Raw genomic sequence first — 24,312 nt, 5'->3', positions numbered from 1 at the left:
CCCTGGGTGATGCTGACTCGGACAGACTAGTCCGCACCACCGACCGGAGCGACCCGACCACTCACGTCGGGCGGCGAACGACGAAGTCAACCTGCATCCCACCGGCCAACTGGGGCACCAGATCCGTGTACGGACCAGCAATCTCACCAACCCTGACGAAGTCCCCGTCAAGCCTGTCGTCATGCACCATGAGGTGAACCTCACCGCGATATCTCCCCACGGTGTCCATCTGGAGGGATCTGGCCCTGTGGCACCCGGCGTTGGGGGCGTCACGAAAAGACTCACGCTTCCGTACCCGCTTCTCATGATGCTGCCCGCAATGCTGGTCAGCCCAGCAGGCAGCCCTTAACCTCATGTACGGACGTTGAGTAAGCCGAGGCTCAGATCCTGGATAATCAGGAATTCACAATTCTTTGCCCATCTGCACAAGCCGAATAAGTCGAATCATTTGCTCAATAAGGGACTGTTCAGTCATGGTCGTCATGATTTGATCCTGAGCATGAACAAGAAGAAGTGACATCGGCAGTGACCCATTCAGATCTCGAGTGATGAGTTCAGTCTGAACATCATGAGCAGTCTTCAAGTATTTTTCTGCGTCGATCATACATTTTTCACTCTCCGAAAATTCTCCGGCGTGAGCCTTATCAAGAGCGTCATACAGCAACGACCGAGCCGAACCAGCATTAGTAATTATTTCAAAAATAGAGGCTTCAATATCCTTCATTTCAAATTCTTCGTCTTGACGCATCACAATCTCCTAGCAACAGGACAAATTATTCGTTAGGCTCTTCGAGCTCTTCTTTCTTCAGTTGACTCCTGTCATACATCCTCATGAATGGATAATAAATCACAGTAGCAATCAAAATGTTCAACAGGCAAAGCACAATACTTCGCCAGTCGCCACCGGTTGCCAAAAAAGCGCCTATCGGAGCAGGAAGCGTCCATGGAGGCTGCACTGCCATATAGCTCACCAACCCCCAACTAAATGCACACCATGACACCAGACAAAGAATCAAAGGGGCCAGAAGAAACGGAATGACGAAAAAGGGATTCATCATAACCGGAAGCCCAAACATGATCGGTTCGCTAATATTAAACAGAGCAGGAACCGCTACTGCTCGTGTTATAGATTTTGTATATTTCGCCTTCCCAACTAAAAACCCAGAAATCACTAGCCCTATTGTCGCGCCGGAACCGCCTATCGACACAAACCACTGAAAAAAGGTCTCCGGTGCGATGTGTGGAGCGGGAGAGCCCACGGCAACTGCGCTCGCATTATCGCTGAGGTACTGCAACCAAATCGGCCGGGCAACTGATCCGACTACCGAATCACCGCTAATACCAAAAAACCACAGAAACACTACCAAAAACGCCGGCACTAATACACCAGGCAACGAATCACCTGCTGTAACCAGAGGAGCCAACCCGACCCGTACGATGTCAATAATATCGATACCTAGGACGACAGATACCAGTGCCATGACAACCATTATGGTAAAAGCCGGTACTACTGCCCCGAAAGACTTGCTTACTGATTCAGGCACCTGTTCAGGCATCCTAATGGTTAAATTATGCTTGTAGCATACTCGCATCACCTCAACAGCTAATAGAGCCAAGATCATCGCCGGAAATAATCCTTGCGATCCCAGACTCTCGAGATCCAAGAAGACTCCATCACCAATTGCTTTCGGAGTCAGGCTTAGCAAAAATGCGGCAACACCCAACTGACCACCAGCAAGTCCATCAAGATCGTAACTCCGAGCGAGGCTTGAACCGACACCGAAGCATACATATAACGACATTAGCCCAAAGGTCATGCGGTATGGAACTAGAATTTGGTCGATATGCGCTTTCGCCCAAATAGCGAGTCCGGTAGTTTCTGGCACAGGCGGAGCAGCTATGATAAGGACAAAACTTCCCGCAATAATGAACGGTATAGCAGAAATAACACCGTCGCGAATAGCTCGAATATGCCGCTGCTCAGAAACCATGGACATCGGTCCAGCGACACGCCTGTCCAAGAAGTCAAAGAACTTCTCCATTGCGATCACCTTAAATGTTCCTTGACGGTCTTAATTAGCTCCGAACCTCCGAGCGGACCATAGGCGACCGGAGGTATCGAACAAATCGGAGTTCCGTACTGTTCGGCGTACTCTCGAAAAACCTTCATTCTATTTCTTACTTGGGGAGCGACTAAAATCAAATCCCAATTTCCTGTCGATATTTCTTCCTGCGCCTGTCCAGATCCAACAGCCTTGGCATGAACGCTTTCACCTATCTTGTTAAATTCTTTTTCTAGATTCTTTAACACAATCGCACTCGACATGCCGCCAGAGCAAATCAGCAACACATTTGACATAACCGATACTCCTTGATTGTAGGTTTAATTACTTTCTGGTTGCGATGAAATCATGAAGCCAGTAGTAGCTATCCTTCCGCAACCTGTTATAACTACCATGGCCTTCATTGTCAGCATCAACATAAATAACGCCGTATCGTTTCTCCATTTCACAGCTTCCAGCGCTCACGATATCGATAATTCCCCACACAAAATATGCTTCGACATCCACGCCTTCCCGTACAGCCAACTCAACTTGGTTCATATGGTGTTCGAGATATGAAATTCTGTAATCATCATGAATTCGGTTATCAGGACTTACTTTGTCGCGTGCGCCTAACCCATTCTCGGCGACCATCACAGGCTTTCGATATCGGTCGTACACCTTATGGGCGGCAATCCTTAGCCCAATTGGGTCTATCTGCCATCCCCAGGCAGTGGCTTCAAGGTTAGGATTTTTGAGTGAAGCTACCAAGTTCCCCGGAACTTGTTCCCGCTTTTCATCCACACTGCAGATTGAAGATGAATAATAAGAAAAAGACACGACATCACATGTATTCAATTTCATCGCGTCGCGGTCGTCTTCAGTAATGTCCAGTTCAACATTATGTTCAGACAAAAACCTACCTGCGTAATACCCGTATTCGCCATTTGCTAGCACATCAGCACACCACCACTGATTGATCTGCTCGTCATGAACTAGTTTCATGTTGTCTTCAGGGGTGGGATGCAGAGCATAGTAGTCGAAGCAGCTCACCATACAGACAAATTTTCCCGGCACGCCTATATCGCGACCATATTCTGTTATTAGTGCACTCGCTACCATTTGATAGTGAAGACCGTTGAATACAGAATTGTAGTCATACACATGATCATCATTGCCGATTATTCCCAGTCCATTAAATGGGCTGAAATATCCGGCATTAATCTCATTAATAGGGAGCCAGTAATCCACCTCGCTACCCCATCTATCAACGACATATTTCGCCATTTTTAGATAGAGGTCGATGACGTCGCGATGTTTCCATCCTCCGTATTTGTCGACTATCGCAAGAGGGAGCGCATAATGATTAATCGTAATAAAAATCCGGATACCAGCATCAGTAAGACAACGAATGACACGATCATAATATGCCACACCAACTGGATTAGGTTCATCTTCAAACCCAGTTGGGAACAAACGAGCCCAGCTAATTGATAGTCGATATATGTCTAAGCCAAGATCTATGATCTGGCGCAAATCAGACTTCCAGTGCTCGTAGCCTCTCGAGCCGACACGAAAGGGGTATACGGCGTCATCTGCACGGGCTTCTTTTGCATTCTCGACATCATCCTGAGTGAGAAGACGCGTCTGCACCGTATCGTTCGCCGTCCGCGGTATCCATCGACGACAGTCTTGGGTATCGAGCCCCTTCCCATCACAGAGCCCACCTTCATACTGACTAGCAGCAGTAGCGCCACCCCACAGAATACGGTTCATCTCATGCTCCTATCCGCATCAGCATCATGCGACGATCTCCGGCCCCTTATCAACCAGAAGCTATTGGCATCCACCAGCCGTTTCATCTCTTCCGGTGTCATGCTCCGATCCTTAGCAATCTCAGCTAGGGGTGCGCACACATCATCGGGCATCATCACCTCGGTGTGCCACAGTTTCCAAGGCCGATCGATTCGTGTTACGACGGCCCGATGAATTTTATCCACCGAAACAGATTTAATTCCATACCCTGCATTGATATCGGTGTGTGAACCATTGGAGGACCAGTAGTGCAGGATGCTCATAGTATTGCCATCCTGGTCACGCTCACAAGACTTTCCTAGAACAACCACCATGTGACCAGACTCATCTTTTCCTATCTCATCATTCCAGAAGATCTTCATGAAATCGAATTTGTGAATAGTGTCGAACAGAAAATTTCGGTGGCACGAGTTTCTGTACTCATCTGCTGTACCGATGTACATGTTGGTTCCGATTCCCAATTCACGAACAAGTTCAGCGACGCCCGGTCCATTCGCGTTGGCTCGGCCCCACGCACCAACTCCATCGGCTTGAATCGGGTACGCTCGATTCTCGACGGTGTAAGGCTTCAGGTACTCCCACTGTTTCTGTGGGAGAACGTGATCACAAGCATTTTCGTACATTTCAATACTCTTCAGTAGCAGAAGATAGACCGCCGAAGAACAGAACGACGGCGTTGCGAGCTGTGGATTCACCTCAACCCCAGATTCCGAAACGTTAACGGCGCGGTCCATTCCCGCCCAAGTGGTTTGCTGGAAACCTGGAGGAATATTTCTTCCTGTGTGATATCCACCACCCACGGGAAAACACTTCAATGCGCCTTCCATGGATTCTTTCCACATTGTTGTTGGTTTTCTACACGCTGCTTTCGATTCCAACGTGAACTCCGGACTCATGGCCGCCGCCACCGACGCTACACACGTGCCCAGAATCAGCCTTCTTCCCATAATAGGACCGCTAGCGTTCATCGTCATCCCTTCCTTAACTCCTACTGCATTTCTAATTGGGACGTAATTTCATGTTTGGGGAGGTCCAATCCTTTCGATCGCCCTGCCTCCCAACATGCCCCAACTACCGGATGACTTGCGTACATACACCCGCCCAACGATTGTTCAACAATGCTCCGTAACGGGTTGGGACGCACACCGTTGTGGTCAATTCTCGGGGCGAACAAGCCTCCTGCCAGGATTACACGGTTAGCGCTCAGGGTTTTCACAGTTGCTCTTAGTTCGGATGCTGCACAAGCGACGATGAACGACGCGGTCTCGTCGTCGCTCGCAGACAAAACAATGGGCGCAAAACCTGCCACGTCGGACGGCCGGAGCTCTTTAGTCTCAGCAATGAGGTCCTGCAAACTACATCCGGCAGGCAAGCCAAGAGCGTTGACAACTTCACTAGTAATGGTGGTGTGAGGACCTCGTCCGTCGAGGTCTGCAGCGGCAGCTCTCAAGGCTTTTCTCCCGATCCAGTAACCGGAACCATGGTCGCCAAGCAACCATCCGGCACCGTCTCGGCGATCAACCCAGTGCCACTCCGAGAAACGACCGGCTATCGCTCCGGTGCCTGCCGCAAGAATGGAACCATCACCCGATGTTGCGGCTGACCAATATGCGATTTCTATGTCGGTCGCCACACGAGGGGCGACGCGTAGACCGGCAGTGCGGAACGCTTCCTCAACACTGTCCCGAACATGGCGGTTACCAGCCGGACCTGCGCCAGCCGCCCCAACGACAGCTGCTTCCACACGTCCGACCGCAGACTCGGTTAACAGGGCCGTCAAGCAGTCGTTGAGAGCCTGCGACAACGTCGGTCGGCTGATACGAGCAGCACGTTGATATCCCAGTATTGTTCCATCTGCGTCGGTGACGAGGGATCTCACACTCGTTCCACCAATGTCAACACCCAAGAAATTCATATCAAGACTCTTTTTCGCGCCTGTCATAGTTCCGCATTAAACATTAAACATATGTCAATATATAAGATTGATTTTTATTCTGTTCTCAATACTGATTTCTATCTACAATTCCGCTTATCTCAAAGATATCCAACTGTGACTCTTTTCTAGAATCCACAAAACCACATGGGGTGATATTCTGGTAATTTTGAATAACGCGACCTACCCCGCGGAAATCAAGTACTCAGAGCACTGAAGAGCCACGCTTCCAGCGTGTTGATGTCGTGCAACAGTCACTTGTTCACGCAAAGTCCGGAACGATCCCCTAGCCTCACTGAACACCCCGTCGAGGCCCATGATGGCCTCAACGTCGGCAGCGTGTGGGGAGACGAGGTTGAGCCGCAACCGGGTCATGCAAATGGTGAACGACTCGACGTTGCCAGGACCACCAACCAAGTCAAGTACTCTCTGCGCGCATTCTTTGTAATCCATGACGTTCTCCTGAAACTCAGTTGTGAGGATGGTCCTCGTCGACAGCGGCGCGAACCGCTCCGCCAGATGTCGTCAGTCGTTCTCGGGCTTGTGCCGCCGTCATGTCCAGCAGGATCATGACGATGGCCGTCTTGGCGTGACCGTCAGCCTCATGAAGGGCGATAACGGCCTGGTCCCGGGTGCATCCCGTCGCGGACACGACGATGGACACAGCACGTTGCCGCAGTTTCTCGTTGCTCGGAGAGACGTCGACCATGAGGTTCCCGTAAGTCTTGCCGAGCCCGACCATGGTCGCCGTGGAGATCATGTTGAGGACGAGTTTTTGTGCCGTTCCGGCCTTCAGACGGGTCGACCCGGTGAGCACCTCTGGGCCGGCGTCGATCTCGACGGGCAGATCGACCTCGTCACTGATGAGGGCGTCATGGTTGCAACACACTGACGCCGTGTGGGCACCGGCCTGCTTGGCGGCGCGCACCGCTCCTATCACCCACGGGGTGCGCCCGGAGGCAGCGAGCCCGACGACGACGTCGTGGAGCCCGGGATGCAGGGCATTGATCTCCTCAGCCCCGCGCTCCTGGTCGTCCTCCGCTCCTTCAACTGCCTGGAACATGGCTTGCTGGCCACCGGCAATGAGACCGACGACCATGGTGGGATGTGTGCTGAAGGTGGGAGGGCACTCGGCAGCGTCGAGAACCCCAAGCCGCCCACTCGTCCCCGCCCCGGCATAGATCAGCCGACCACCGGCCGACAATCCCGCCACCGCAGCCTCGACGATCGCCGCAATGGCAGGAAGCTGCCGGGCGACGGCATCAGGAACACGGTGGTCCTCATCATTCATGACGCGAAGCACCTCGAGGGTCGTCAGCTGGTCAAGACCCTCACTGACCGGATTCCGACCCTCCGTGGTGGTGAGCCTAGTGAGATGGTCCATGGACTCGCCTCCTGCGACGACGAAACTTCGTGGTTCCATGTCTTGAAACCACGCCCTCTGTACAACCGTGTGGGCCACATAGACCACACTGTGTTTCCACGGTCCGCAGCAGGACCAAACAGTTCAGACGGTGTGAAACAATATTACACGAGAATTGCTACTTATGGAAGGACTTTTCATATGGCTGGCAGCCTGTTGCCCCGCATTGACATGGCCAGGTCCACCATGCGCCCGGCAGAGGCGCAGGTTGCCGCAGTGGTCCTTGCTGAACCGGACTGGGCGCTCGAAGCATCAACCAGCCAGCTCGCCGAGGCTGCCGGAGTATCCCCTGCATCCGTGGTGCGCTTCTGTCGTGCCCTTGGGCTCAAGGGTTATCGCGAATTGCGTGCCGAGCTTGCCCGTGACCTGTCTCGCCGCAGCATTGAGATGGAGCGCTCGTCGGTGGCCGAGGGCACCATCTCGCTTGACGACACCTTGGAACAGATGATCTCCAAGATCGCCTTCCATGAGGCTCGCACCATTGAGGACACCGCCCGCTCGGTGGACCCGGAAGAGCTCGAAGCCGTGGCCAGCGCCATCTCCATCGCGCCGCGGACCGTCCTCTTCGGAGTCGGTTCCAGCGGGCTCGTGGCCGACGATCTCTCCCAGAAGCTGGAACGCATCGGTCTGGTCTGCCAACATCACAACGACACCCACATCCAACTCGTCCATGCCGCACTGTGCGGACAGGCGTGCGTCGCCGTGGGAATCTCGTTCAGCGGTAGCACCCAGGAAGTCGTCGAGGCTCTCACCGTGGCTCGGGCCCACGGTGCCACGACGGTCGCCATGACGGGAGTGCCCCAGTCCCCCGTCGCGCAGCTGTCGGATCACGTTCTCGTCACCCCAGCCCGCGAAACCCAGGTCCGGGCCGGAGCAATGTCTAGCCGAATGTCTCAGTTGGCCGTCATCGACTTCCTCTTCGCCAGGGTCGCTCAGCTGTGCATGGACGATCTTGAAACCCACCTGACCAGCACCCGAACGGCAGTCAGCACTCACCGGACCTGAGGTCCTCACGTAGACTTGAGTCATGTCGTCACAGACCCTGACAAAGACCTGGAAGTCAATTTGGTGGATTCCCCTCACGAAGGGGATCCTCGCGATCATCGCGGCGGTGATGGCTGTCGTCTGGTCCCACCAGACCATGGAGGCCCTCGTGGTGATCGTCGGTGTCTACGCCATCGTCGACTCCGTCATGACTCTCATCAATGCTCAGGCTCTTCGCGGCATGGTTGGCACCGGGTTCATGAGAGCTTGGGGCATTATCGGCATCATCATTGGCCTCGTCCTCATCGTCCACCCTGGATTCTCACTCCACGTCATCGCCATCCTCATCGGAGTTTGGCTGGTTCTCCTCGGCGTTGCGGCGACCGGTTTTGCCCTGCCGATGAGGTTCGTCACCGAGAAGGCCTGGGCCTGGATGCTCGGCGGCGGCATCGGACTGTTCGCGCTGGGCATCGTCATCCTCGTCCACCCCGGATTCGGCGTGGTGGCCATGAGCTGGCTGCTGGCCATCGGCGTCCTGCTCTACGGCGTTGCCAACATCGCCATCGCAGTGAGTGTCCACAAGATCACGAACTCCATTTCCTCGGCAGTACGGCGAGATCCACGCAATACCCTCATCGAGGGTGAGGTCGTCGATTCCCCCGCGACCTCTCAGGAGACCTCACCCCACCGCGAACTCAAGTGACGAGTGGCCCTGAGCACCTGCTGCGGCCCGGCCTCCAAGCCGGGCCGCAGTGTCATGTGTTGAGCCGGATCATGCACCGGTATGCGGGAGACCGCGCGGGTGACCATCAGATGTCCCTGAGCCGGGACGATTCGTCGGTGACGGGGTAGAAGTATGCGCTGCGGACCGCTCGGGAACCGTGACCTGCGCAATCCGATCATCCTCGGACAAGGCCGAGTACACCTGTGAGATGAGCCCGACGTAATCAGCCAGGGGGAAGGCACCGGCGGCGAATCCATTCGGTGGTTCGACGACCGGACTGTGACGCATGTTCGTCAACAGGACGATCTGGATGTCCCGGACCGGGTCGACCATCGTGATCGTTCCGGTCCACCCGGTGTGGCCGAAGGCGGCGACGCTCGGCCCGCCGTGGAAGTAGTAGTACTTGTTCGTGCGCCATCCCAGACCATATGTGGCGTCGTCATCGTCAGGAACGAGGACATGTCGCAGGACGTCGGGACGGAAGTACTCCCGACCGTCATAGATGCCCTCGTTGGACATCAGCTGCAGCAACACCCCAAGGTCGTCCGCGGTGGAGAACAATCCGGCATGTCCGGAGACCCCGGACATGGTGTAGAAGGCCTTCTCGTCCTGGACTCGGCCCCACACCGTCTCGGTACGGATGAAAGCAGGCTGACCATCGGGGAGGATACCGAAATCGACATTCCCGTCACGGGTGTTGCCATTGAGTTCGGTCGCGGCGATGAGCGTGCGCGACTCCCCCTGATCCAGCGGGCGGAATCCGGTGTGCCTCAGGCCGAGGCTCCGGTAGACCCCGTCCTGAAGGTACTGATGCAGTGGCTGACCGACGATCTGCTCGACGACGAGGCCGAGGATCATGTAGTCGACGTCGCTGTAGGCCCGCTCGGTGCGCGGAGCGTGCATGAGCGGGGTGCGACAGATGCGGTCAATCGCCTCCGCCCGATTCGCGACATCGTCAAGGTTCTGCAGGTAGAGATCGCCCGCGACCTCGGCATTGGGGTACTGGGGATCCGGAATGAGTCCGCCCCGGTGATGCATGAGATCAATAAGTCGGATGGTGTCCTTCCCGGTGTACCTGTCCTTGATACCGCCTGATCCGCCTACGGTCCACGACCCCGTGTAGACCGTTGATTCGTCTCGGAAGGCCTGCCAGCCAGGCAGGGTGCACACCCGTCTCGACATATCAATGCGTCCCTGACTGACGAGCATCTGTAGGGCCAGATTGGCGGCATACATCTTGGTGTTCGAGGCGATGTCGAACTGGGTGGACGTCGTCACCGGAATTTGCTGGGTGGCCGGGAGGAGGTGGGCCGGACGGACCGAGCCGCCAACCACCTTGGTGGAGTACTTGAGGGCCTGACCCGCGTGGTGACGCCACGCGACCTGACCATGACGGGTTACCAGCACGCTCGTACCAGAGAAACCACGCTTCACCTGGTCATTAATCCAGGTACCGATCTCGGAGAGTTTTCCCTTGTCGAAGCCGAGGGACTCGGCATCGCCACTGGTGACCAAAGAGTCATACCCGACGTGAATCCGCTGCAGGGCGAGCAGCTGGCCGCCGACGCGGACGACCCTGATGTCCCAGAGCCGACGCACAGCTCCCAGACTCAGCCAGTATTGACCGTCAGACATCTGCCCGTCGACGGTCTCGATCATGATCTCGGGATTGTCGTGGAAGAACTCGTCGTCAAAGTTCCTCGTGAAGAGGTTGCGCCGGGTGTCGAAGACGTCGAGGTCTCGACCCCTCCGCACCGACAGCAGGTCCGCTGGCGAGACAGCTTCTCCGCCGAGTGGGGTCTGGCCACGAGTCACGATCCAGCCGAAGGCCTTGGCCAGCCAATCGACGTTCATCCTGTTCCCTCGCGCTGCTGAGGAGGGGACTGAAAGGGCACGGCCGTAGGTCGCCGGGTCCTCGCAGTTGTCGTCATGGAGGATCCACACCTCAGAGGTGTCACCTCTGACGATCCAGCGCCATCTCCCGGAACCAGAGCGCGCTGCAAAGCGACAGGAGAGGGTCGACAAGGTGACATCCCGGGACCAGGTCTTCGGTGTGGTGGCGAAACGGCGGACGTGTCCATCGAGGTTTTTCACCTCGACATGACACGAGGCTGCTGCCCCCACGAGGTGAATGGTGAAGTCGGCCATGTCCGGAGGCCGTGGCGCGGGTGACTCTGGCAGCCAGGGGTGCGGCCATGATCGCGCCTATCGAGGCGCCCAACACGGTTCTGCGTCGCAGGGCGTCATTCATAGCGGAACACTAGACGGAGGGTGGTTCACGACGGTCGTCGTGCTCGTCCTCCATACCAAGCTCGTGATCGAGACGGTCATCCAAGGACCGAGCCCTGCGCTGGGAGGCCAGATAGGCCCACCAGACCCCGGCGCCGATGATGCCCAGGAAGGATGCAGCCCCACCGAAGGCGCCCAGCACGAAGCGCGGATCGCTCTGGCTCGATGCCGTCAGCCCGACGACGTCAAGCACCACGAAAAGGGCGACGCACACCCACGTCAGCACCCTGGCGTGATGAATCGCCGAATCGAGATCCTGCTGATCATCGTTCATCCCAGCAGTCTCCTCCCACCCGGTATCTCCTGTCGAACTCACAAGGCTCCATTCCCGTCGAGATCAGACCATCATCTGGCGATCAGAGGGTCTGACCGGCTTCGGCAGCACTGACCGCGAACCCATGAGATACGCGTCGACACCGTTGGCCGCCGCCCGTCCCTCCGCAATGGCCCAGACCACCAGGGACTGACCACGACCCGCGTCACCACAGGCGAAGACTCCGGGGACGTTGGTCTCGTAGGCGTCGTTCCGGACGATGTTTCCGCGACCGTCGAGTTCCAGTCCAAGTTCCTGGACGACCCCATCATGCTCGGGGTGGGCGAATCCCATCGCGAAGATGACCAGATCGGCCGGAAGGTCGTGCTCACTGCCCTCGTCAGCGATGAAGACCCGGTTTTCGTCACGATGGCCCGAGACCACTCGGACGGCCTTGACGTGGCCCCCGTCATCGCTGACGATCTCGACGGTGTTGGTCGAGTAGATCCGTTCGCCGCCCTCCTCATTAGAGCTGGAGACACGCAGGATGAGCGGATAGGTCGGCCACGGCTGATTGGCCGGACGATCCTTCGGCGGTTCGGGGTTGTACTGCAGCTGGGTGATCGATGCCGCCCCCTGACGCACCGCAGTGCCAACACAGTCATTGGCGGTGTCTCCCCCACCGATGATGACGACGTGCTTGTCGTCGGCGCGGACCTGGTCGGGAACATCGATCCCAGCCAGCACCTTGTTCTGCTGGGTGAGGTAATCCATGGCGTAACAGACACCGTCGAGCTCGATCCCCGGGGCGTCCAGCATGCGCGGCACGGTGGCACCGGTGGCCAGGACGACGGCGTCGAACCGCTCGCGCAGCTGCTCGCCGGTGATGTCCACGCCGATCTCGATGTTCGTCTTGAAGACGGTGCCTTCCAGCACCATCTGTTTGATACGACGATCCAGGACCGACTTCTCCATCTTGAAGTCCGGGATGCCGTAGCGCAGCAGGCCGCCAATGGCGTCGTCCCGCTCGTAGACAACGACGGTGTGGCCGGCGCGGGTGAGCTGCTGGGCTGCTGCCAGACCGGCAGGACCGGACCCGACGACGGCGGCCGTCTTGAGGGAGTGCCACTCGGGGACAATGGGAATGACGCGACGGTCCTCCCACGCCTTGTCGATGATCGCGACCTCGACGTTCTTGATCGTCACCGGGTCACGGTTGATTCCCTCAACGCAGGCAGTCTCGCAGGGGGCCGGACACAGGCGACCGGTGAACTCCGGGAAGTTGTTGGTCGCCAGCAGAGACTCCAGTGCCTCGCGCCACTCGTCACGCCAGATGAGGTCGTTCCAGTCCGGGATGAGGTTGCCCAGCGGGCACCCGGTGTGGCAGAACGGCACACCACAGTCCATGCACCGACTGGCCTGATCAGTGATGATCGGCAACAGGGCGTGGCCGGGGCCTCCGGGGTAGACCTCCTTCCAGTCATGGATGCGCTCCTCGACCCGACGACGCTCTGCCTCCTGTCGCGGCACCTTCATGAAACCGTGCAGATCAGCCATGGGACACCTCCATGAGAAGTTCGGTCGTCTCGTTGTCGTCCAGTCCGCGTTCCTCGGCCTCGACCATGGCCTTCATCATCTTGGCGTAGTCACGCGGCTGCACCTTGGTGAAAGAGTTTCGGATGTACTCCGGGCCTTCGGCCAGGATCTCTCCGGCGAGGGTCGATCCGGTCTCGGTCTGGTGCAGCGTCAGCAGCTCGATGACGCGATCGACGTCTGCCTCTTCCATCGGCAGGGCGTCAACCATCTCCGGGTTGAGCCGGTCGGCGTCGAGATTGCGGACCCATGCCACCCCGCCCGACATGCCGGCGGCGAAGTTGCGTCCGGTGGAGCCGAGGACGAGCGCCTCTCCCCCGGTCATGTACTCACAACCGTGGTCGCCAACCCCCTCGACCACCGCTGTGGCTCCGGAGTTGCGCACACAGAATCTCTCACCCGCCTGGCCGCGCAGCAGGATCTGCCCGGAAGTAGCGCCGTAACCGACGACGTTTCCGGCGATGATCTGATCACGGGGACGGAAGGGCACCTGCGGGGCCGGGGCGACGATCACCCGGCCACCGGACAATCCCTTGCCGACGTAGTCGTTGGCGTCTCCGACGAGCCTCATCGTCATACCGCGTGGCACGAAGGCACCAAAGCTCTGACCAGCGGTACCGGTGAAGGTGAGATCAATGGTGTTGTCGGGAAGCCCCGTGCCATTCGTCGCCACCGTCACCCGGCTGCCGAGCATCGTGCCGACCGTGCGATCGACGTTGCGGATGCTGATCTCCCGTCGAATCGGGGTGCCGTCGGTGAGGGCATCGGCACACATGTCGATGAGCTTCATGTCCAGGCTCGTAGCCAGGTCGTGGTCCTGGTCGCAGACATGGTGCAGCGGGGTGCCCTCCGGCAGTTCCACCTGGTGCAGGATCGGTAAGAGGTCGAGGCCCTTGGCCTTCCAGTGGGTGATGGCCTTACGGGTATCGAGGACCTCGACATGGCCCACGGCTTCGTCGATGGAGCGGAATCCCAGCTCGGCGAGGATCTCGCGAGTCTGCTCGGCCATCATCATCATGAAGTTGACGACGTGGTCAGGGTCCCCGGCGAACTTCTTGCGTAGCTCAGGGTTCTGGGTCGCCACGCCAACCGGGCAGGTGTCGGTGTGGCACTTGCGCATCATGACGCATCCCTCGACGATGAGCGCCGTGGTTGCGAACCCGAATTCCTCGGCGCCCAGCAGGGCGGCGATGACGACGTCTCGTCCGGTCTTGAGCTGACCGTCGCACTGCACGACGATACGATCCCGCAGGCCATTAAGAAGCAGGGTCTGCTGGGCCTCGGCCAGGCCGAGCTCCCAGGGACCACCGGCGTGCTTGATCGAGGTCAGCGGAGCCGCGCCGGTTCCGCCGTCGTGGCCCGAGATAAGCACGACGTCGGCCTTGGCCTTCGAGACACCGGCAGCAACCGTGCCGACTCCGGTCTCGGCAACCAACTTGACGTGAACCCGGGCCCGCGGATTGGCGCACTTGAGGTCGTGGATGAGCTGCTTGAGATCCTCGATCGAGTAGATGTCGTGGTGAGGCGGCGGGGAGATGAGCCCGACACCTGGGGTCGAGTGGCGAGTCTTCGCAACCCACGGGTAGACCTTCGGTCCGGGGAGCTGGCCACCCTCACCGGGCTTGGCTCCCTGGGCCATCTTGATCTGGATGTCATCGGCATTGACAAGGTACTCGCTCGTCACGCCGAATCGTCCGGAAGCCACCTGCTTGATGGCCGATCGACGCTCCGGATCGTGGAGACGCTCGGGATCCTCGCCACCCTCACCGGTGTTCGACTTGCCGCCGATCCGGTTCATGGCAATGGCCAGGGTCTGGTGGGCCTCCATGGAGATCGAGCCATAACTCATGGCGCCGGTGGAGAATCTCCTGACGATCTCGCTGGCCGGCTCGACCTCCTCCAGCGGCACGGCCGGACGATCGTGGCGGAACTCCAGCAGGGACCGCAGGGTCATGAGTCGGCTGGAGTTGTCGTTGATGTGGTCGGTGTAGCGGCGGAACTGGGCGTAGTCGTTGGTGCGAGCCGCCAGCTGGAGCCGGAAGATCGACTCCGGGTCTACGAGGTGTTCCTCTCCCTCCCGACGCCACTGGTAGTGACCGCCGGGCTTGAGGGTGCGGTGGGCGAGACGTACACCGGTTTCGGGGTAGGCGCTGAGGTGACGAGCAAGGATCTCGTCGGCGATCTCGGTCAGTCCGATTCCCTCGATACGGCTGGTCGTCCCGGTGAAGTACTCGTCGATGAACTCCTGGGACAGGCCGGTGGCTTCGAAGATCTGGGCACCGGTGTACGAGGGGATGGTAGAGACGCCCATCTTGCTCATCGTCTTGAGGACACCTTTGCCGAGGGCCTTGTAGACGTTGTGGATGGCGATCTCAGGGTCAGCCGAGACCCACACCTCGTGGCGGGCCATGTCCTCAGCCGACTCGAAGAGCAGGTAGGGGTTGACCGCCGAGGCTCCATAGCCCATGAGAAGTGCGACGTGGTGGACCTCTCGGACGTCACCGGCCTCCACGACCAGTCCGGCCTGGGTACGCGTCTTCTCGCGAACCAGATGGTGGTGGATGGCGGAGGTGAGCAGCAGGGACGGGATCGGGGCCAGCTCACGGGTAGCGTGACGGTCCGAGAGCACGATGATGGTGGCTCCATCGGCGATGGCCTCGGAAACCTCGGCCCGGATCTCCTCGATGCGACGTCGCAACCCGTCACCGCCTTCCTCGACGGAGAAGAGTCCCCGGACGACATGGGTCCTGCGGTCCGGGTGCTCACCGTCGGCATCGATGTGGACGATCTTGGCGAGCTGGTCGGAGTCGATGATCGGGTATCTGACGACCACCTGACGGCAGGACTCCGGTCCGGGTTCAAGCAGGTTGGCCTCGGGACCGATGGTACCTGTCAGGGAGGTGACGAGTTCCTCACGAACGGCGTCCAGCGGCGGGTTCGTCACCTGGGCGAAAAGCTGACTGAAGTAGTCCCACAACATTTGTGGCCGATTCGACAGAACAGCCAGCGGAGTGTCGGAACCCATGGCTCCCGTGGCCTCTGCCCCCTGGTTCGCCATCGGGGCAATGAGCATCTTGAGCTCCTCGGAGGTGTAGCCGAAGAGCTGCTGACGACGGGTGACGGACGCGTGGGAGTGAACGATGTGGGTGCGCTCGGGCAGGTCGTCGAGGTCGATGCGACCCTGATCGAGCCACTCTCCATAGGGCTTGGCAGAAGCCAGTCGGGTCTTGATCTCGGCATCGTCAACGACGCGATGCTCCGAGAGATCGGCGAGGAACATACGTCCGGGCTTGAGGCGTCCCTTCTCGACGACGTGGGCCGCCGGCAGGTCGAGCACACCGGACTCGGACGCGAAGACGACCAGTCCGTCATCGGTCACCCAGTACCGGGCGGGACGCAGACCGTTGCGGTCAAGCACTGCGCCGATCTGATTGCCATCGGTGAAGGTGACGCAGGCCGGACCGTCCCAGGGCTCCATGAGGAAGGAGTGGAACTCGTAGAAGTCGCGCAGCTCCTGAGTCATCTCGGTGTTCTTCTGCCACGCCTCGGGAATCATCATGAGGACGGCGTGCGGCAGGGAGCGTCCTCCCAGGTGGAGCAACTCGAGCACCTCATCGAAGGAGGCCGAGTCCGATCCGGTCGGGGTGCAAATGGGGTACAGCCGAGCCAGGTCACCTGGGATGAGGTCGGACTTCAGCAAGGCCTCACGAGCCTGCATCCAGTTGCGGTTGCCGCGCACCGTGTTGATCTCGCCGTTGTGGGCGATGAGTCGGTACGGGTGGGCCAACTCCCAGGCCGGGAAGGTGTTCGTCGAAAACCGGGAGTGGACCAGGGCCAGTGCGCTGGACAGGTCGGCGTCGTGGAGCTCGGGGAAGACCTCCTCGAGCTGGTTAGTCGTCAGCATCCCCTTGTAGACCAGGGTCCGCGAGGACAGAGAGGCGAAGTAGACCCCGGCCTCGTGCTGGGCACGTCGCCGCAACACGAAGGCCAGCCGCTCCAGATCCATGCCAATACGACCGTCACGGGCACGAATGAGGAGATGCTCGAAATGGGGCATGGTGCCCAAGGACACCTTGGAAAGGGTGTGGGTGTGGACCGGGACCTCACGCCATCCCAGCACCTCGATGCCCTCGTCCGCAGCGATGAGCTCGATGGCAGCGCGGGCGCGGGCACGTTTGGCCTCGTCAACGGGCATGAACGCCAGGCCAACGGCGTAGGCCCCAGGTTCCGGGAGGCGGATTCCGGCTACCCGTCGCAGGAAGGCGTCCGGAACCTGGAGGAGAATGCCTGCGCCGTCGCCAGCGGCCGGATCAGCGCCAGTGGCACCACGGTGGTCAAGATTGCGCAGTGCCTCAAGTCCTTGCTCGACGATCTCGTGGCTGGCCACACCTGTCATGGTGGCCACGAAGGCCACGCCGCAGGCATCGTGCTCGAACTGGGGGTCGTAGAGGCCCTGTCGGGGGCGATGGCCGAAGATCATCGGTACTCCTTTCGACGGAGACAGGTGTGCTGCGATTGCGCAGCCACACCCGACCCGGGGACAGACTGTCACACGATGACCACGCCTTGACACATTTGTCCGGGTTGTGGGCTCATCGCGGCAGAATCACTGGGCTTGAGCTGCTGGGCGACCGCTGTGCTCGTCATCCTTGCCATGCCGGCGCTGCAGGATGATCAGAATGACGACCGCGCCGGTGAGGACGACCAGGGCGGTGACGTCGTTGAGTCGCCATTGTCCCACGTGATGGGCCGGATCGATGCGCAGCCGCTCCACCCAGAAACGACCAAAGGTGTAGACCACGACATAAAGGGTGAACAAACGGCCATGGTCGAGCTTCCAGCGACGATCCGCCCAGACCAGGAACGCCGCCCCTGCCAAGCTCCACACCAACTCGTACAAGAAGGTGGGATGAAAGGTTGCGTACTGCAGATACCCCGCCGGTCGATGGGCGAGGTCGATCTCAAGTCCCCATGGCAAGGTCGTCGGGCGGCCGAAGAGCTCCTGGTTGAACCAGTTCCCGAGACGTCCGATGGCCTGAGCGGCCAGGATGCCCGGTGCCAGGGAATCGGCCACCGAGGCGAACATGATCCCCTTGTGGCGGCAGTACCGCCAGATCGCCAGGCCTCCCAGGGCGATGGCGCCCCAGATGCCGAGCCCGCCTTCCCAGATGTAGAAGCAGTGGTACCAGGTACGGCCGGGACCGAAGTAGAGCTGATGGTCTGTGATGACGTGGTACAGGCGCCCACCGATGATGCCAGCGACGACCGCGAGGGCACATAACTCCTCGAAGTGCTCCTGCTTACCACCTCGAGAGAGGTAGCGACGCTCGCCACTGGTGTAGGCAATGACGATTCCGGCCAGAATGCACAGGGCGTAAATGTGAATCGTCAGCGGTCCGAGGTGAAAGGCCTCGACCGATGGGCTGGGGATCGACAGCAGGTTCACTGGAGTCGCGCCCGCCGCACTCCGGACACCAGGTCATCGACGATGGTGCGCATCCGGTCGATACCGACGTGTGCAGTCTCCCCCTGCTCCTCCGCCTCGACGAGGGCGCGGACAAGAGCGGACCCGACGATGACACCGTCGGCGAAGGAACCAACCTCAGCTGCTTGGTCACCGTTGGAGACGCCCAGACCGACACCGACGGGAATCTCGGAATTGACGGCCTTGACGCGAGCCACCAATTCGGGGGCGGCCGAGGAGGTCTGGGCGCGAGTTCCCGTCACCCCCATGACGGAGGTGGCGTAGACCCAGCCACGGCAGGCGGCGACGGTGGAGGCCAGCCTCTCGTCGGTCGAGGACGGGGCGACCAGGAAGACTCGGTCCAGACCATGGGCCTCCGACGCCGCCATCCACTCCTCCGCCTCGTCAGGAGTGAGGTCAGGGGTGATGAGCCCGGCCCCGCCGGCCGATGCCAGATCTCGGGCATACGCGTCAACCCCGTAGTGCTCGACGAGATTCCAGTAGGTCATGACGACACACGGGGTGCCGGTGTCGGCCACCGCCTCAGCAGCGAGCAGGGTGTCACGAGTGCGCACCCCGCCCTCGAGTGCTCGAGTGGTGGCGTGCTGGATGACGGTCCCGTCCATCATGGGGTCGGAATAGGGCATCCCGATCTCGACGAGATCGACGCCGATACCAGTCGTACCGGTCGTGAGAGCCTTCATGGCGTCGATAGAATCGGGTACCGAAGGGTGCCCCACCGGCAGGAAACCAACCAGGGCCGGACGATTCTCCTCACGGGCCTTCAGGTAGGCACTCGCACTTCTGGTCATTCCATACCTCCGGTGGTGGCGTCAACACTGCCGTCGATGTCGAACCAGGTGAGGGCGGTGTCGACGTCCTTGTCCCCTCGTCCCGACACGGTGACGATGACGATCGGCGGCTCACCGCCGTGGTCCGGCAGATCCTTGACGATCCGCAGCACGCCGGCCACGGCGTGAGCCGACTCAATGGCGGGCATGATGCCCTCGGTCTGGGTGAGGGTGCGCAGAGCCTTCATGGCGTCGCGGTCGTTCACGGGAAGATAGGTGGCTCGCTTGTTGGCGGCCAACCAGGAGTGCTCGGGACCGACACCGGGGTAGTCCAGGCCGGCCGAGATAGAATGGGACTCCATCGTCTGACCGTCCGCGTCCTGCAAGATGTAGGTGCGAGTGCCGTGCAGCACGCCGACCGAACCTCCGGTGATCGACGCGGCGTGACGTCCGGTCTCGAGGCCGTCACCGCCAGCCTCGAATCCGTAGAGGCGAACCTCGGGGTCATCGATGAACTGGGCGAAGGAGCCGATGGCGTTGGATCCGCCGCCAACACAGGCACAAACCGCGTCCGGAAGTCGCCCTGCGCGGTCGAGACACTGCTGACGCGCCTCAGCGGAGATGACTCGCTGGAACTCGCGCACCAACTTGGGGAAGGGATGCGGGCCAGACGCGGTGCCGATGAGGTAATGGGTGTCGTCAACGTGGGCGACCCAGTCGCGCATGGCCTCGTTCATGGCGTCCTTGAGGGTACGAGAGCCAGCTTCCACGGCGAAGACCTCAGCGCCCAGGAGTTGCATACGAGCGACGTTGAGAGCCTGACGCTCGGTGTCGACCTGGCCCATGTACACCCGGCATTCCATGCCCATCATGGCGGCGACGGTGGCCGTCGCCACCCCGTGTTGACCTGCACCGGTCTCGGCGATGAGGCGGTGCTTGCCCATTCGTCGGGTCAGCAACGCTTGCCCCAGCACGTTGTTGATCTTGTGCGAGCCGGTGTGGTTGAGGTCCTCACGCTTGAGCAGGACCCGCACCTCGCGGCCGGTCTGCTCGGCCACGTACTCGGAGAACCGGGGGGCCTCCGTCAGTGGGGAGGGGCGTCCCGCGTAGTCACGACGCAGTGCATCCAGCTCGGCGTCGAAGTCGGGGTCAGCGAGGGCGGCCTCAAAGGTCTTCTCAAGCTGGTTGAGGGCAGCCTGAAGTGCCTCCGGGACGAAGCGGCCACCGAAGGCGTCGAAATGGCCGTGGACGTCGGGCAGGTCTCGTGCGGACATGGTCGTCCTTTCCGTTGGATGTCAGGCGTGGTCAGACGGTGGCGCGATGGATCTCACGCAGCACCTGGGCTGGTTCACCGTGGCGAACCAGCATCTCCCCCACCAGCACCGCATCGGCACCACATTCGTGGGCCTCGACGGCGTCGTCCACGCAGAGGATTCCAGACTCAGCCACCTTGACGGCATTCTCCGGCAATTCGCCAAGAAGGGTGCCGAAGATGGCCCTGTCGACTTCGAGGGTCTTAAGATTACGGGCGTTCACCCCGATGACTCGGGCGTCAAGGGTCGCTGCCCGAGCAGCCTCCTGTGGGGTGTGAACCTCGACCATAGGGGTCATGCCCAGCTCGGTCGCAAGATCGTAAAGGCGTCGCAACTCGTCGTCGGGCAGAGCAGCGACGATGAGGAGGACGAGATCGGCGCCGTGAGCACGGGCCTCGAGCACCTGGTACTCGGTGACGACGAAGTCCTTACGGAGAATCGGAATATCGACCTTTTCCCGCACCGCGTCGAGGTCGGCGAGGGATCCCTGGAAACGACGCTCCTCGGTGAGAACACTGACGGCGGCTGCCCCGCCAACCCGGTACTGATCGGCCAGCGCAGCAGGATCGCCAATCGGCGCGAGGTGTCCCTTCGACGGACTAGACCTCTTGACCTCGGAGATGACCGACAGACCAGGAGCGGTCAGCCGAGGAACGGGGTCAATTGCGGGTGTGACGAGGTCGATGGCCTCGCGAAGGTTGTCCGAGGTGACCATGAGCTGGCGCTCGTGGAGATCCTCGAGAACACCAGCGATGATCTCGTCAAGAATTGTTCCGGTAACGGTGGGCGACATTCAGCGTGCTCCGCCATAACCCATGGCGCGCATCACCAGGGTGACGACACCGCCAAGAACGACGAGAGCAGCGCCGACGATGCAGGTGATCCAGCTGGGGCCAGACATGGCACCGACGGTGGCGACGATGAAGCCAATGAGGGCGACGATCGAACCCGCCCAGTTCGCGGGGCTCCCACCGTGCTTGTACTGACGAGTGGCGCGATCAACGCTCATGGTGTTCCCTCCGGTGGTCAGGCGCGGCTTATTCCACGCAGCTGGTCGATGATGCGGGTGGACTCCCCGAGCTGGTCAGGGGTGCCGTCGGATACCCGCAACGCGGCGAATCCAGTAATGATCCTACTCTGATTGGCCGTCGGCGCGGGCCTACCGACCATTGTGTGAGCCATTCCCGCCCTCGTGGGCCGACTCGTCAGAATTCGATTCCGACGACTCAGGTTCTGCCTGCGACCGGGCCACTGGTTGAGTCCGGAAATCCGCCAGGGTGGGATCCTCTCCCCTGTCCAGGGCATCCCACGCGGATCGCGAGTCGCCGACCAGTTCTCCGGTACGACGGGCCGAACGGCTGGGCCAACGGTCGGCGAAGGCCGCCACCCCGGCGCCGGTGACAATCGTCAGGGCTCCGGCCACCAGACACACCCATGGCCATGGCGTGACGGTCATCTGCGGCGCTCCGGCGTCGACCCCCTTGGCAGCCCACTGATGTGGCGACGCACTGCGGTGGGTGAGGACGACAGCCGCGATCCCGACGCCGACCAAGGCCTGCACGATTCCGGTGACGCGACGACCGACCGTCTTGACGACGAGGAGGAGGGCCACCGTGATGACGAGCATGAGGACGGTCGCCGTGATCAATCCTCCCGTGACGTCAGCACCTGTCAGTCCAATTCCGGCACGCTCCATCCAGGTTCGCCTGGATGCGACGCTGACGAGGATGGCAGCCAGGATCGGGTAGGCGGCAAGAACCACTCGCCACACGACTGGGATTGGAGTCCTCACTGTGCGTCCTCCCGCAGGGGATGCAGGGTTCCCGCATCTTGAATCGCCTGGATAACGGCCGCCGCCTTGTTCTGGCACTCAGCGTTCTCCTTGGCTCCGACCGAGTCCAACACGATTCCGGCTCCGGCCTGCACATGGGCAACCTGATCCTTGAGGACGGCAGTCCGGATGGCAATGGCACAGTCCGAATTGCCGTGCAGATCGAAGTACCCGACGACGCCACCGTAGACGCCACGTCGGGTGGTCTCGAGCTCCTCGATGATCCGCATGGCGGAAATCTTCGGTGCCCCGGACAGGGTGCCAGCCGGGAAACACGACATCGTCACGTCGACGGCGTCCAGGCCGTCAACGATCTGTCCGGTCACCGCCGCCTCCAGGTGCATGACGTGGGAATATCGCCCCACGTGCATGAACTCGGTGACGTTGACAGTTCCGGGCACGCAGACCCGGCCCAGGTCGTTGCGTCCCAGATCGACGAGCATGGTGTGCTCGGAGCGCTCCTTGGGGTCGGCCAGCAGCTCGTCCTCCATGGCCCTATCCTCGGCCGCAGTGCGTCCGCGCGGGCGGGTACCGGCAATGGGGTGAGTCGTCGCGACACCGTCTGCCACCGTCACCAGAGCCTCCGGGGAGGATCCGATGACGTCGAATCCAGGTAACCGCAGCAGGTAGAGGTAGGGACTGGGATTGGTGCGACGCAGCTGACGGTAGATGTCGAGGGCATCGGCCTCGGTCTCGACGTCGAAGCGCTGGCTGGGGACGACTTGGAAGATGTCACCGTCGCGAATGCGCTCGATGGCGGTGTCGACCATCTCGCTGAACTTTTTGGGCGTGCGTTGACGATGTACCTGACTCGCGGCGCGGTCCACGGCACGGGCCGTCAGCACCTCCCGCGGCTCGGCCAACCTCGTCACCATCGCCTCGAGGGCGTCAACCGCGTCGTCGTAAGCCTCATCGAGATCGGTTCCGTCCACCACCTGGTTGGAGATGAGCCACAGCTCACCGCGTTGGTGGTCGAGGACCGCCATCTCCCCGGCGAGCATGAGGCATGCCACCGGGAGGTCCAGATCATCGACGAGATCGTCGCCGATATCCTCCAGACGACGAACCATGTCGTATCCGATATATCCAACAAAACCGCTCGTCAAGGGTGGAAGGCCAGACTCTGCCGGGGTATTCAGGGCGGCCAGGGCCTCCTTGAGGGCGCCGAGCGGGTCATCACTGACCGTCAAACCCGCAGGCGGTTCGCCGATCCACTCCACCGAACGCCCGTCGGACGTCAGGGCGCAGCGAGTAATGACCCCGATGAAGGACCACCGCGACCAGATGCCCGACTCCGCGGACTCCAGCAGGAAGGTCAGTCGTCGGTCCCCGCAGAGATGCTGGTAGAGACCAATCGGGGTGTCGTCATCGCAGATCAGTTTGGTCCGCACCGAGACGACAGTATGCTCCTCCGCCAGGGCAGCGAACTCCTCACGTGATGGGGTGACGTCGATCATCACTCGGCCACCTCGTCCAGGAGCACATCGGCGTCGAAACAGGTGTGGTCACCGGTGTGGCATGCCCCTCCGACCTGGTCGACGCGAAGTAGCAGGGTGTCGCCGTCACAGTCGAGTTGAACCGAACGAACGTGCTGGGTGTGGTCGGAGGTCTCCCCCTTGACCCAGTACTCCTGACGCGACCGGGACCAGTAGGTCGCACGACGGGTGGTCAGGGTGCGGGCCAGGGCAACATCGTCCATCCAAGCCATCATGAGGACGTCCCCGGTCGTGGCGTCCTGGACCACGGCAGGTACCAGACCGGCGTCATTGCGTCGCAGGCGCGCTGCGACGTCGGGGGCGAGAGTGGGTTCTTCGGTCAGCACGGGCCCATTGAACACCGAACCACCGACATCTGGAG

General features: G+C 60.3%; 22 protein-coding genes and 1 pseudogene. 2 read left to right on the top strand and 21 right to left on the bottom strand.

The window, feature by feature from the left end; all coding sequences use genetic code 11:
* Positions 1 to 61: 61 nt before the first annotated feature.
* The 9 genes and pseudogenes from AC6I1W_RS08470 to murQ all read right to left on the bottom strand — a co-directional run bounded on the left by AC6I1W_RS08470 (position 62) and on the right by murQ (position 7,174).
* On the bottom strand, positions 62 to 220 hold the full coding sequence (locus AC6I1W_RS08470) for a hypothetical protein (protein ID WP_171048554.1): 159 nt from the start codon (positions 218 to 220) through the stop codon (positions 62 to 64).
* 183 nt (positions 221 to 403) lie between these two features.
* On the bottom strand, positions 404 to 724 hold the full coding sequence (locus AC6I1W_RS08465; protein ID WP_065672869.1) for a PTS lactose/cellobiose transporter subunit IIA: 321 nt from the start codon (positions 722 to 724) through the stop codon (positions 404 to 406).
* A gap of 49 nt (positions 725 to 773) precedes the next feature.
* Complete coding sequence (locus AC6I1W_RS08460) at positions 774 to 2,051, bottom strand: PTS sugar transporter subunit IIC (protein ID WP_065672738.1); 1,278 nt, start codon at positions 2,049 to 2,051, stop codon at positions 774 to 776.
* Complete coding sequence (locus AC6I1W_RS08455; protein WP_081302572.1) at positions 2,048 to 2,359, bottom strand: PTS sugar transporter subunit IIB; 312 nt, start codon at positions 2,357 to 2,359, stop codon at positions 2,048 to 2,050. The genes AC6I1W_RS08460 and AC6I1W_RS08455 overlap by 4 nt, the downstream gene beginning before the upstream one ends.
* Positions 2,360 to 2,387: 28 nt before the next feature.
* Positions 2,388 to 3,818: a glycoside hydrolase family 1 protein gene (locus AC6I1W_RS08450; protein WP_117189047.1), complete on the bottom strand. Its 1,431-nt coding sequence runs from the start codon at positions 3,816 to 3,818 to the stop codon at positions 2,388 to 2,390.
* Positions 3,815 to 4,831: a Tat (twin-arginine translocation) pathway signal sequence gene (locus tag AC6I1W_RS08445; protein WP_065672736.1), complete on the bottom strand. Its 1,017-nt coding sequence runs from the start codon at positions 4,829 to 4,831 to the stop codon at positions 3,815 to 3,817. The genes AC6I1W_RS08450 and AC6I1W_RS08445 overlap by 4 nt, the downstream gene beginning before the upstream one ends.
* 14 nt (positions 4,832 to 4,845) lie before the next feature.
* Positions 4,846 to 5,772: an N-acetylglucosamine kinase gene (locus tag AC6I1W_RS08440; RefSeq protein WP_081302571.1), complete on the bottom strand. Its 927-nt coding sequence runs from the start codon at positions 5,770 to 5,772 to the stop codon at positions 4,846 to 4,848.
* 300 nt (positions 5,773 to 6,072) lie between these two features.
* A pseudogene (locus AC6I1W_RS08435) lies at positions 6,073 to 6,243 on the bottom strand (PTS sugar transporter subunit IIB); the annotation flags it as partial.
* A gap of 16 nt (positions 6,244 to 6,259) precedes the next feature.
* Positions 6,260 to 7,174 carry an N-acetylmuramic acid 6-phosphate etherase gene (murQ, locus tag AC6I1W_RS08430; protein ID WP_065672734.1) on the bottom strand — a complete coding sequence of 305 codons (915 nt, stop codon included), beginning with the start codon at positions 7,172 to 7,174 and terminating at the stop codon, positions 6,260 to 6,262.
* A gap of 180 nt (positions 7,175 to 7,354) precedes the next feature.
* Between murQ and AC6I1W_RS08425 the strand changes: the two genes are divergently transcribed.
* Positions 7,355 to 8,218 (top strand): MurR/RpiR family transcriptional regulator, encoded by an 864-nt coding sequence (locus AC6I1W_RS08425; RefSeq protein ID WP_065672733.1) that lies wholly within the window; start codon positions 7,355 to 7,357, stop codon positions 8,216 to 8,218.
* A gap of 22 nt (positions 8,219 to 8,240) precedes the next feature.
* Positions 8,241 to 8,900 carry an HdeD family acid-resistance protein gene (locus tag AC6I1W_RS08420; protein WP_065672732.1) on the top strand — a complete coding sequence of 220 codons (660 nt, stop codon included), beginning with the start codon at positions 8,241 to 8,243 and terminating at the stop codon, positions 8,898 to 8,900.
* A gap of 69 nt (positions 8,901 to 8,969) precedes the next feature.
* Here AC6I1W_RS08420 and pbp4b read toward each other — a convergent pair whose 3' ends face one another.
* From pbp4b to hisI, 12 genes are all read right to left on the bottom strand, one after another.
* Positions 8,970 to 11,069 (bottom strand): penicillin binding protein PBP4B, encoded by a 2,100-nt coding sequence (gene pbp4b, locus AC6I1W_RS08415; protein ID WP_249361203.1) that lies wholly within the window; start codon positions 11,067 to 11,069, stop codon positions 8,970 to 8,972.
* Positions 11,070 to 11,181: 112 nt separating this feature from the next.
* Positions 11,182 to 11,484, bottom strand: coding sequence for a hypothetical protein (locus AC6I1W_RS08410; RefSeq protein WP_016667618.1), 303 nt, complete (start codon positions 11,482 to 11,484; stop codon positions 11,182 to 11,184).
* A 63-nt stretch (positions 11,485 to 11,547) separates the two neighbouring features.
* The gene (locus tag AC6I1W_RS08405; RefSeq protein ID WP_065672731.1) at positions 11,548 to 13,020 is read right to left on the bottom strand and encodes a glutamate synthase subunit beta; all 1,473 of its coding nucleotides are present in this window, start codon (positions 13,018 to 13,020) and stop codon (positions 11,548 to 11,550) included.
* Complete coding sequence (gltB, locus tag AC6I1W_RS08400; RefSeq protein WP_065672730.1) at positions 13,013 to 17,536, bottom strand: glutamate synthase large subunit; 4,524 nt, start codon at positions 17,534 to 17,536, stop codon at positions 13,013 to 13,015. The genes AC6I1W_RS08405 and gltB overlap by 8 nt, the downstream gene beginning before the upstream one ends.
* Before the next feature lie 126 nt (positions 17,537 to 17,662).
* Positions 17,663 to 18,502 carry a prolipoprotein diacylglyceryl transferase gene (gene lgt / locus AC6I1W_RS08395; protein WP_065672729.1) on the bottom strand — a complete coding sequence of 280 codons (840 nt, stop codon included), beginning with the start codon at positions 18,500 to 18,502 and terminating at the stop codon, positions 17,663 to 17,665.
* Entirely contained in the window at positions 18,499 to 19,332 is an 834-nt protein-coding gene (gene trpA, locus AC6I1W_RS08390) for a tryptophan synthase subunit alpha (RefSeq protein ID WP_065672728.1), read from the bottom strand. The genes lgt and trpA overlap by 4 nt, the downstream gene beginning before the upstream one ends.
* A complete protein-coding gene (gene trpB, locus AC6I1W_RS08385; protein ID WP_065672727.1) occupies positions 19,329 to 20,585 on the bottom strand; it encodes a tryptophan synthase subunit beta in 1,257 nt (418 codons plus the stop codon). The genes trpA and trpB overlap by 4 nt, the downstream gene beginning before the upstream one ends.
* 31 nt (positions 20,586 to 20,616) lie before the next feature.
* The gene (gene trpC / locus AC6I1W_RS08380; protein ID WP_065672726.1) at positions 20,617 to 21,417 is read right to left on the bottom strand and encodes an indole-3-glycerol phosphate synthase TrpC; all 801 of its coding nucleotides are present in this window, start codon (positions 21,415 to 21,417) and stop codon (positions 20,617 to 20,619) included.
* The gene (locus tag AC6I1W_RS08375; RefSeq protein WP_004811364.1) at positions 21,418 to 21,633 is read right to left on the bottom strand and encodes an HGxxPAAW family protein; all 216 of its coding nucleotides are present in this window, start codon (positions 21,631 to 21,633) and stop codon (positions 21,418 to 21,420) included.
* 150 nt (positions 21,634 to 21,783) lie between these two features.
* Positions 21,784 to 22,365, bottom strand: a complete 582-nt coding sequence (locus AC6I1W_RS08370; protein ID WP_065672867.1) for a Trp biosynthesis-associated membrane protein — start codon at positions 22,363 to 22,365, stop codon at positions 21,784 to 21,786.
* 47 nt (positions 22,366 to 22,412) lie between these two features.
* Positions 22,413 to 23,912: an anthranilate synthase component I gene (locus AC6I1W_RS08365; protein ID WP_065672725.1), complete on the bottom strand. Its 1,500-nt coding sequence runs from the start codon at positions 23,910 to 23,912 to the stop codon at positions 22,413 to 22,415.
* The gene (gene hisI / locus AC6I1W_RS08360; protein WP_270236077.1) at positions 23,912 to 24,277 is read right to left on the bottom strand and encodes a phosphoribosyl-AMP cyclohydrolase; all 366 of its coding nucleotides are present in this window, start codon (positions 24,275 to 24,277) and stop codon (positions 23,912 to 23,914) included. Before hisI ends, AC6I1W_RS08365 begins: the two co-directional genes overlap by 1 nt.
* Positions 24,278 to 24,312: the final 35 nt, after the last annotated feature.

The sequence above is a fragment of the Cutibacterium sp. KB22876 genome (assembly GCF_059728865.1).
Note: the sequence above shows the minus strand (reverse complement) of the source record. Positions and strands in the feature narration are given on the sequence as shown.

Bases quoted from the DNA above. Each gene is read 5' to 3' on its own strand.
- AC6I1W_RS08465 (WP_065672869.1), bottom strand. From the start codon at position 724: ATGAAGGATATTGAAGCCTCTATTTTTGAAATAATTACTAATGCTGGT.
- AC6I1W_RS08455 (WP_081302572.1), bottom strand. From the start codon at position 2,359: ATGTCAAATGTGTTGCTGATTTGCTCTGGCGGCATGTCGAGTGCGATT.
- AC6I1W_RS08450 (WP_117189047.1), bottom strand. From the start codon at position 3,818: ATGAACCGTATTCTGTGGGGTGGCGCTACTGCTGCTAGTCAGTATGAA.
- AC6I1W_RS08445 (WP_065672736.1), bottom strand. From the start codon at position 4,831: ATGACGATGAACGCTAGCGGTCCTATTATGGGAAGAAGGCTGATTCTG.
- AC6I1W_RS08440 (WP_081302571.1), bottom strand. From the start codon at position 5,772: ATGAATTTCTTGGGTGTTGACATTGGTGGAACGAGTGTGAGATCCCTC.
- murQ (WP_065672734.1), bottom strand. From the start codon at position 7,174: ATGGACCATCTCACTAGGCTCACCACCACGGAGGGTCGGAATCCGGTC.
- AC6I1W_RS08425 (WP_065672733.1), top strand. From the start codon at position 7,355: ATGGCTGGCAGCCTGTTGCCCCGCATTGACATGGCCAGGTCCACCATG.
- AC6I1W_RS08420 (WP_065672732.1), top strand. From the start codon at position 8,241: ATGTCGTCACAGACCCTGACAAAGACCTGGAAGTCAATTTGGTGGATT.
- pbp4b (WP_249361203.1), bottom strand. From the start codon at position 11,069: ATGGCCGACTTCACCATTCACCTCGTGGGGGCAGCAGCCTCGTGTCAT.
- AC6I1W_RS08410 (WP_016667618.1), bottom strand. From the start codon at position 11,484: ATGAACGATGATCAGCAGGATCTCGATTCGGCGATTCATCACGCCAGG.
- AC6I1W_RS08405 (WP_065672731.1), bottom strand. From the start codon at position 13,020: ATGGCTGATCTGCACGGTTTCATGAAGGTGCCGCGACAGGAGGCAGAG.
- gltB (WP_065672730.1), bottom strand. From the start codon at position 17,536: ATGATCTTCGGCCATCGCCCCCGACAGGGCCTCTACGACCCCCAGTTC.
- trpA (WP_065672728.1), bottom strand. From the start codon at position 19,332: ATGACCAGAAGTGCGAGTGCCTACCTGAAGGCCCGTGAGGAGAATCGT.
- trpB (WP_065672727.1), bottom strand. From the start codon at position 20,585: ATGTCCGCACGAGACCTGCCCGACGTCCACGGCCATTTCGACGCCTTC.
- trpC (WP_065672726.1), bottom strand. From the start codon at position 21,417: ATGTCGCCCACCGTTACCGGAACAATTCTTGACGAGATCATCGCTGGT.
- AC6I1W_RS08375 (WP_004811364.1), bottom strand. From the start codon at position 21,633: ATGAGCGTTGATCGCGCCACTCGTCAGTACAAGCACGGTGGGAGCCCC.
- AC6I1W_RS08365 (WP_065672725.1), bottom strand. From the start codon at position 23,912: ATGATCGACGTCACCCCATCACGTGAGGAGTTCGCTGCCCTGGCGGAG.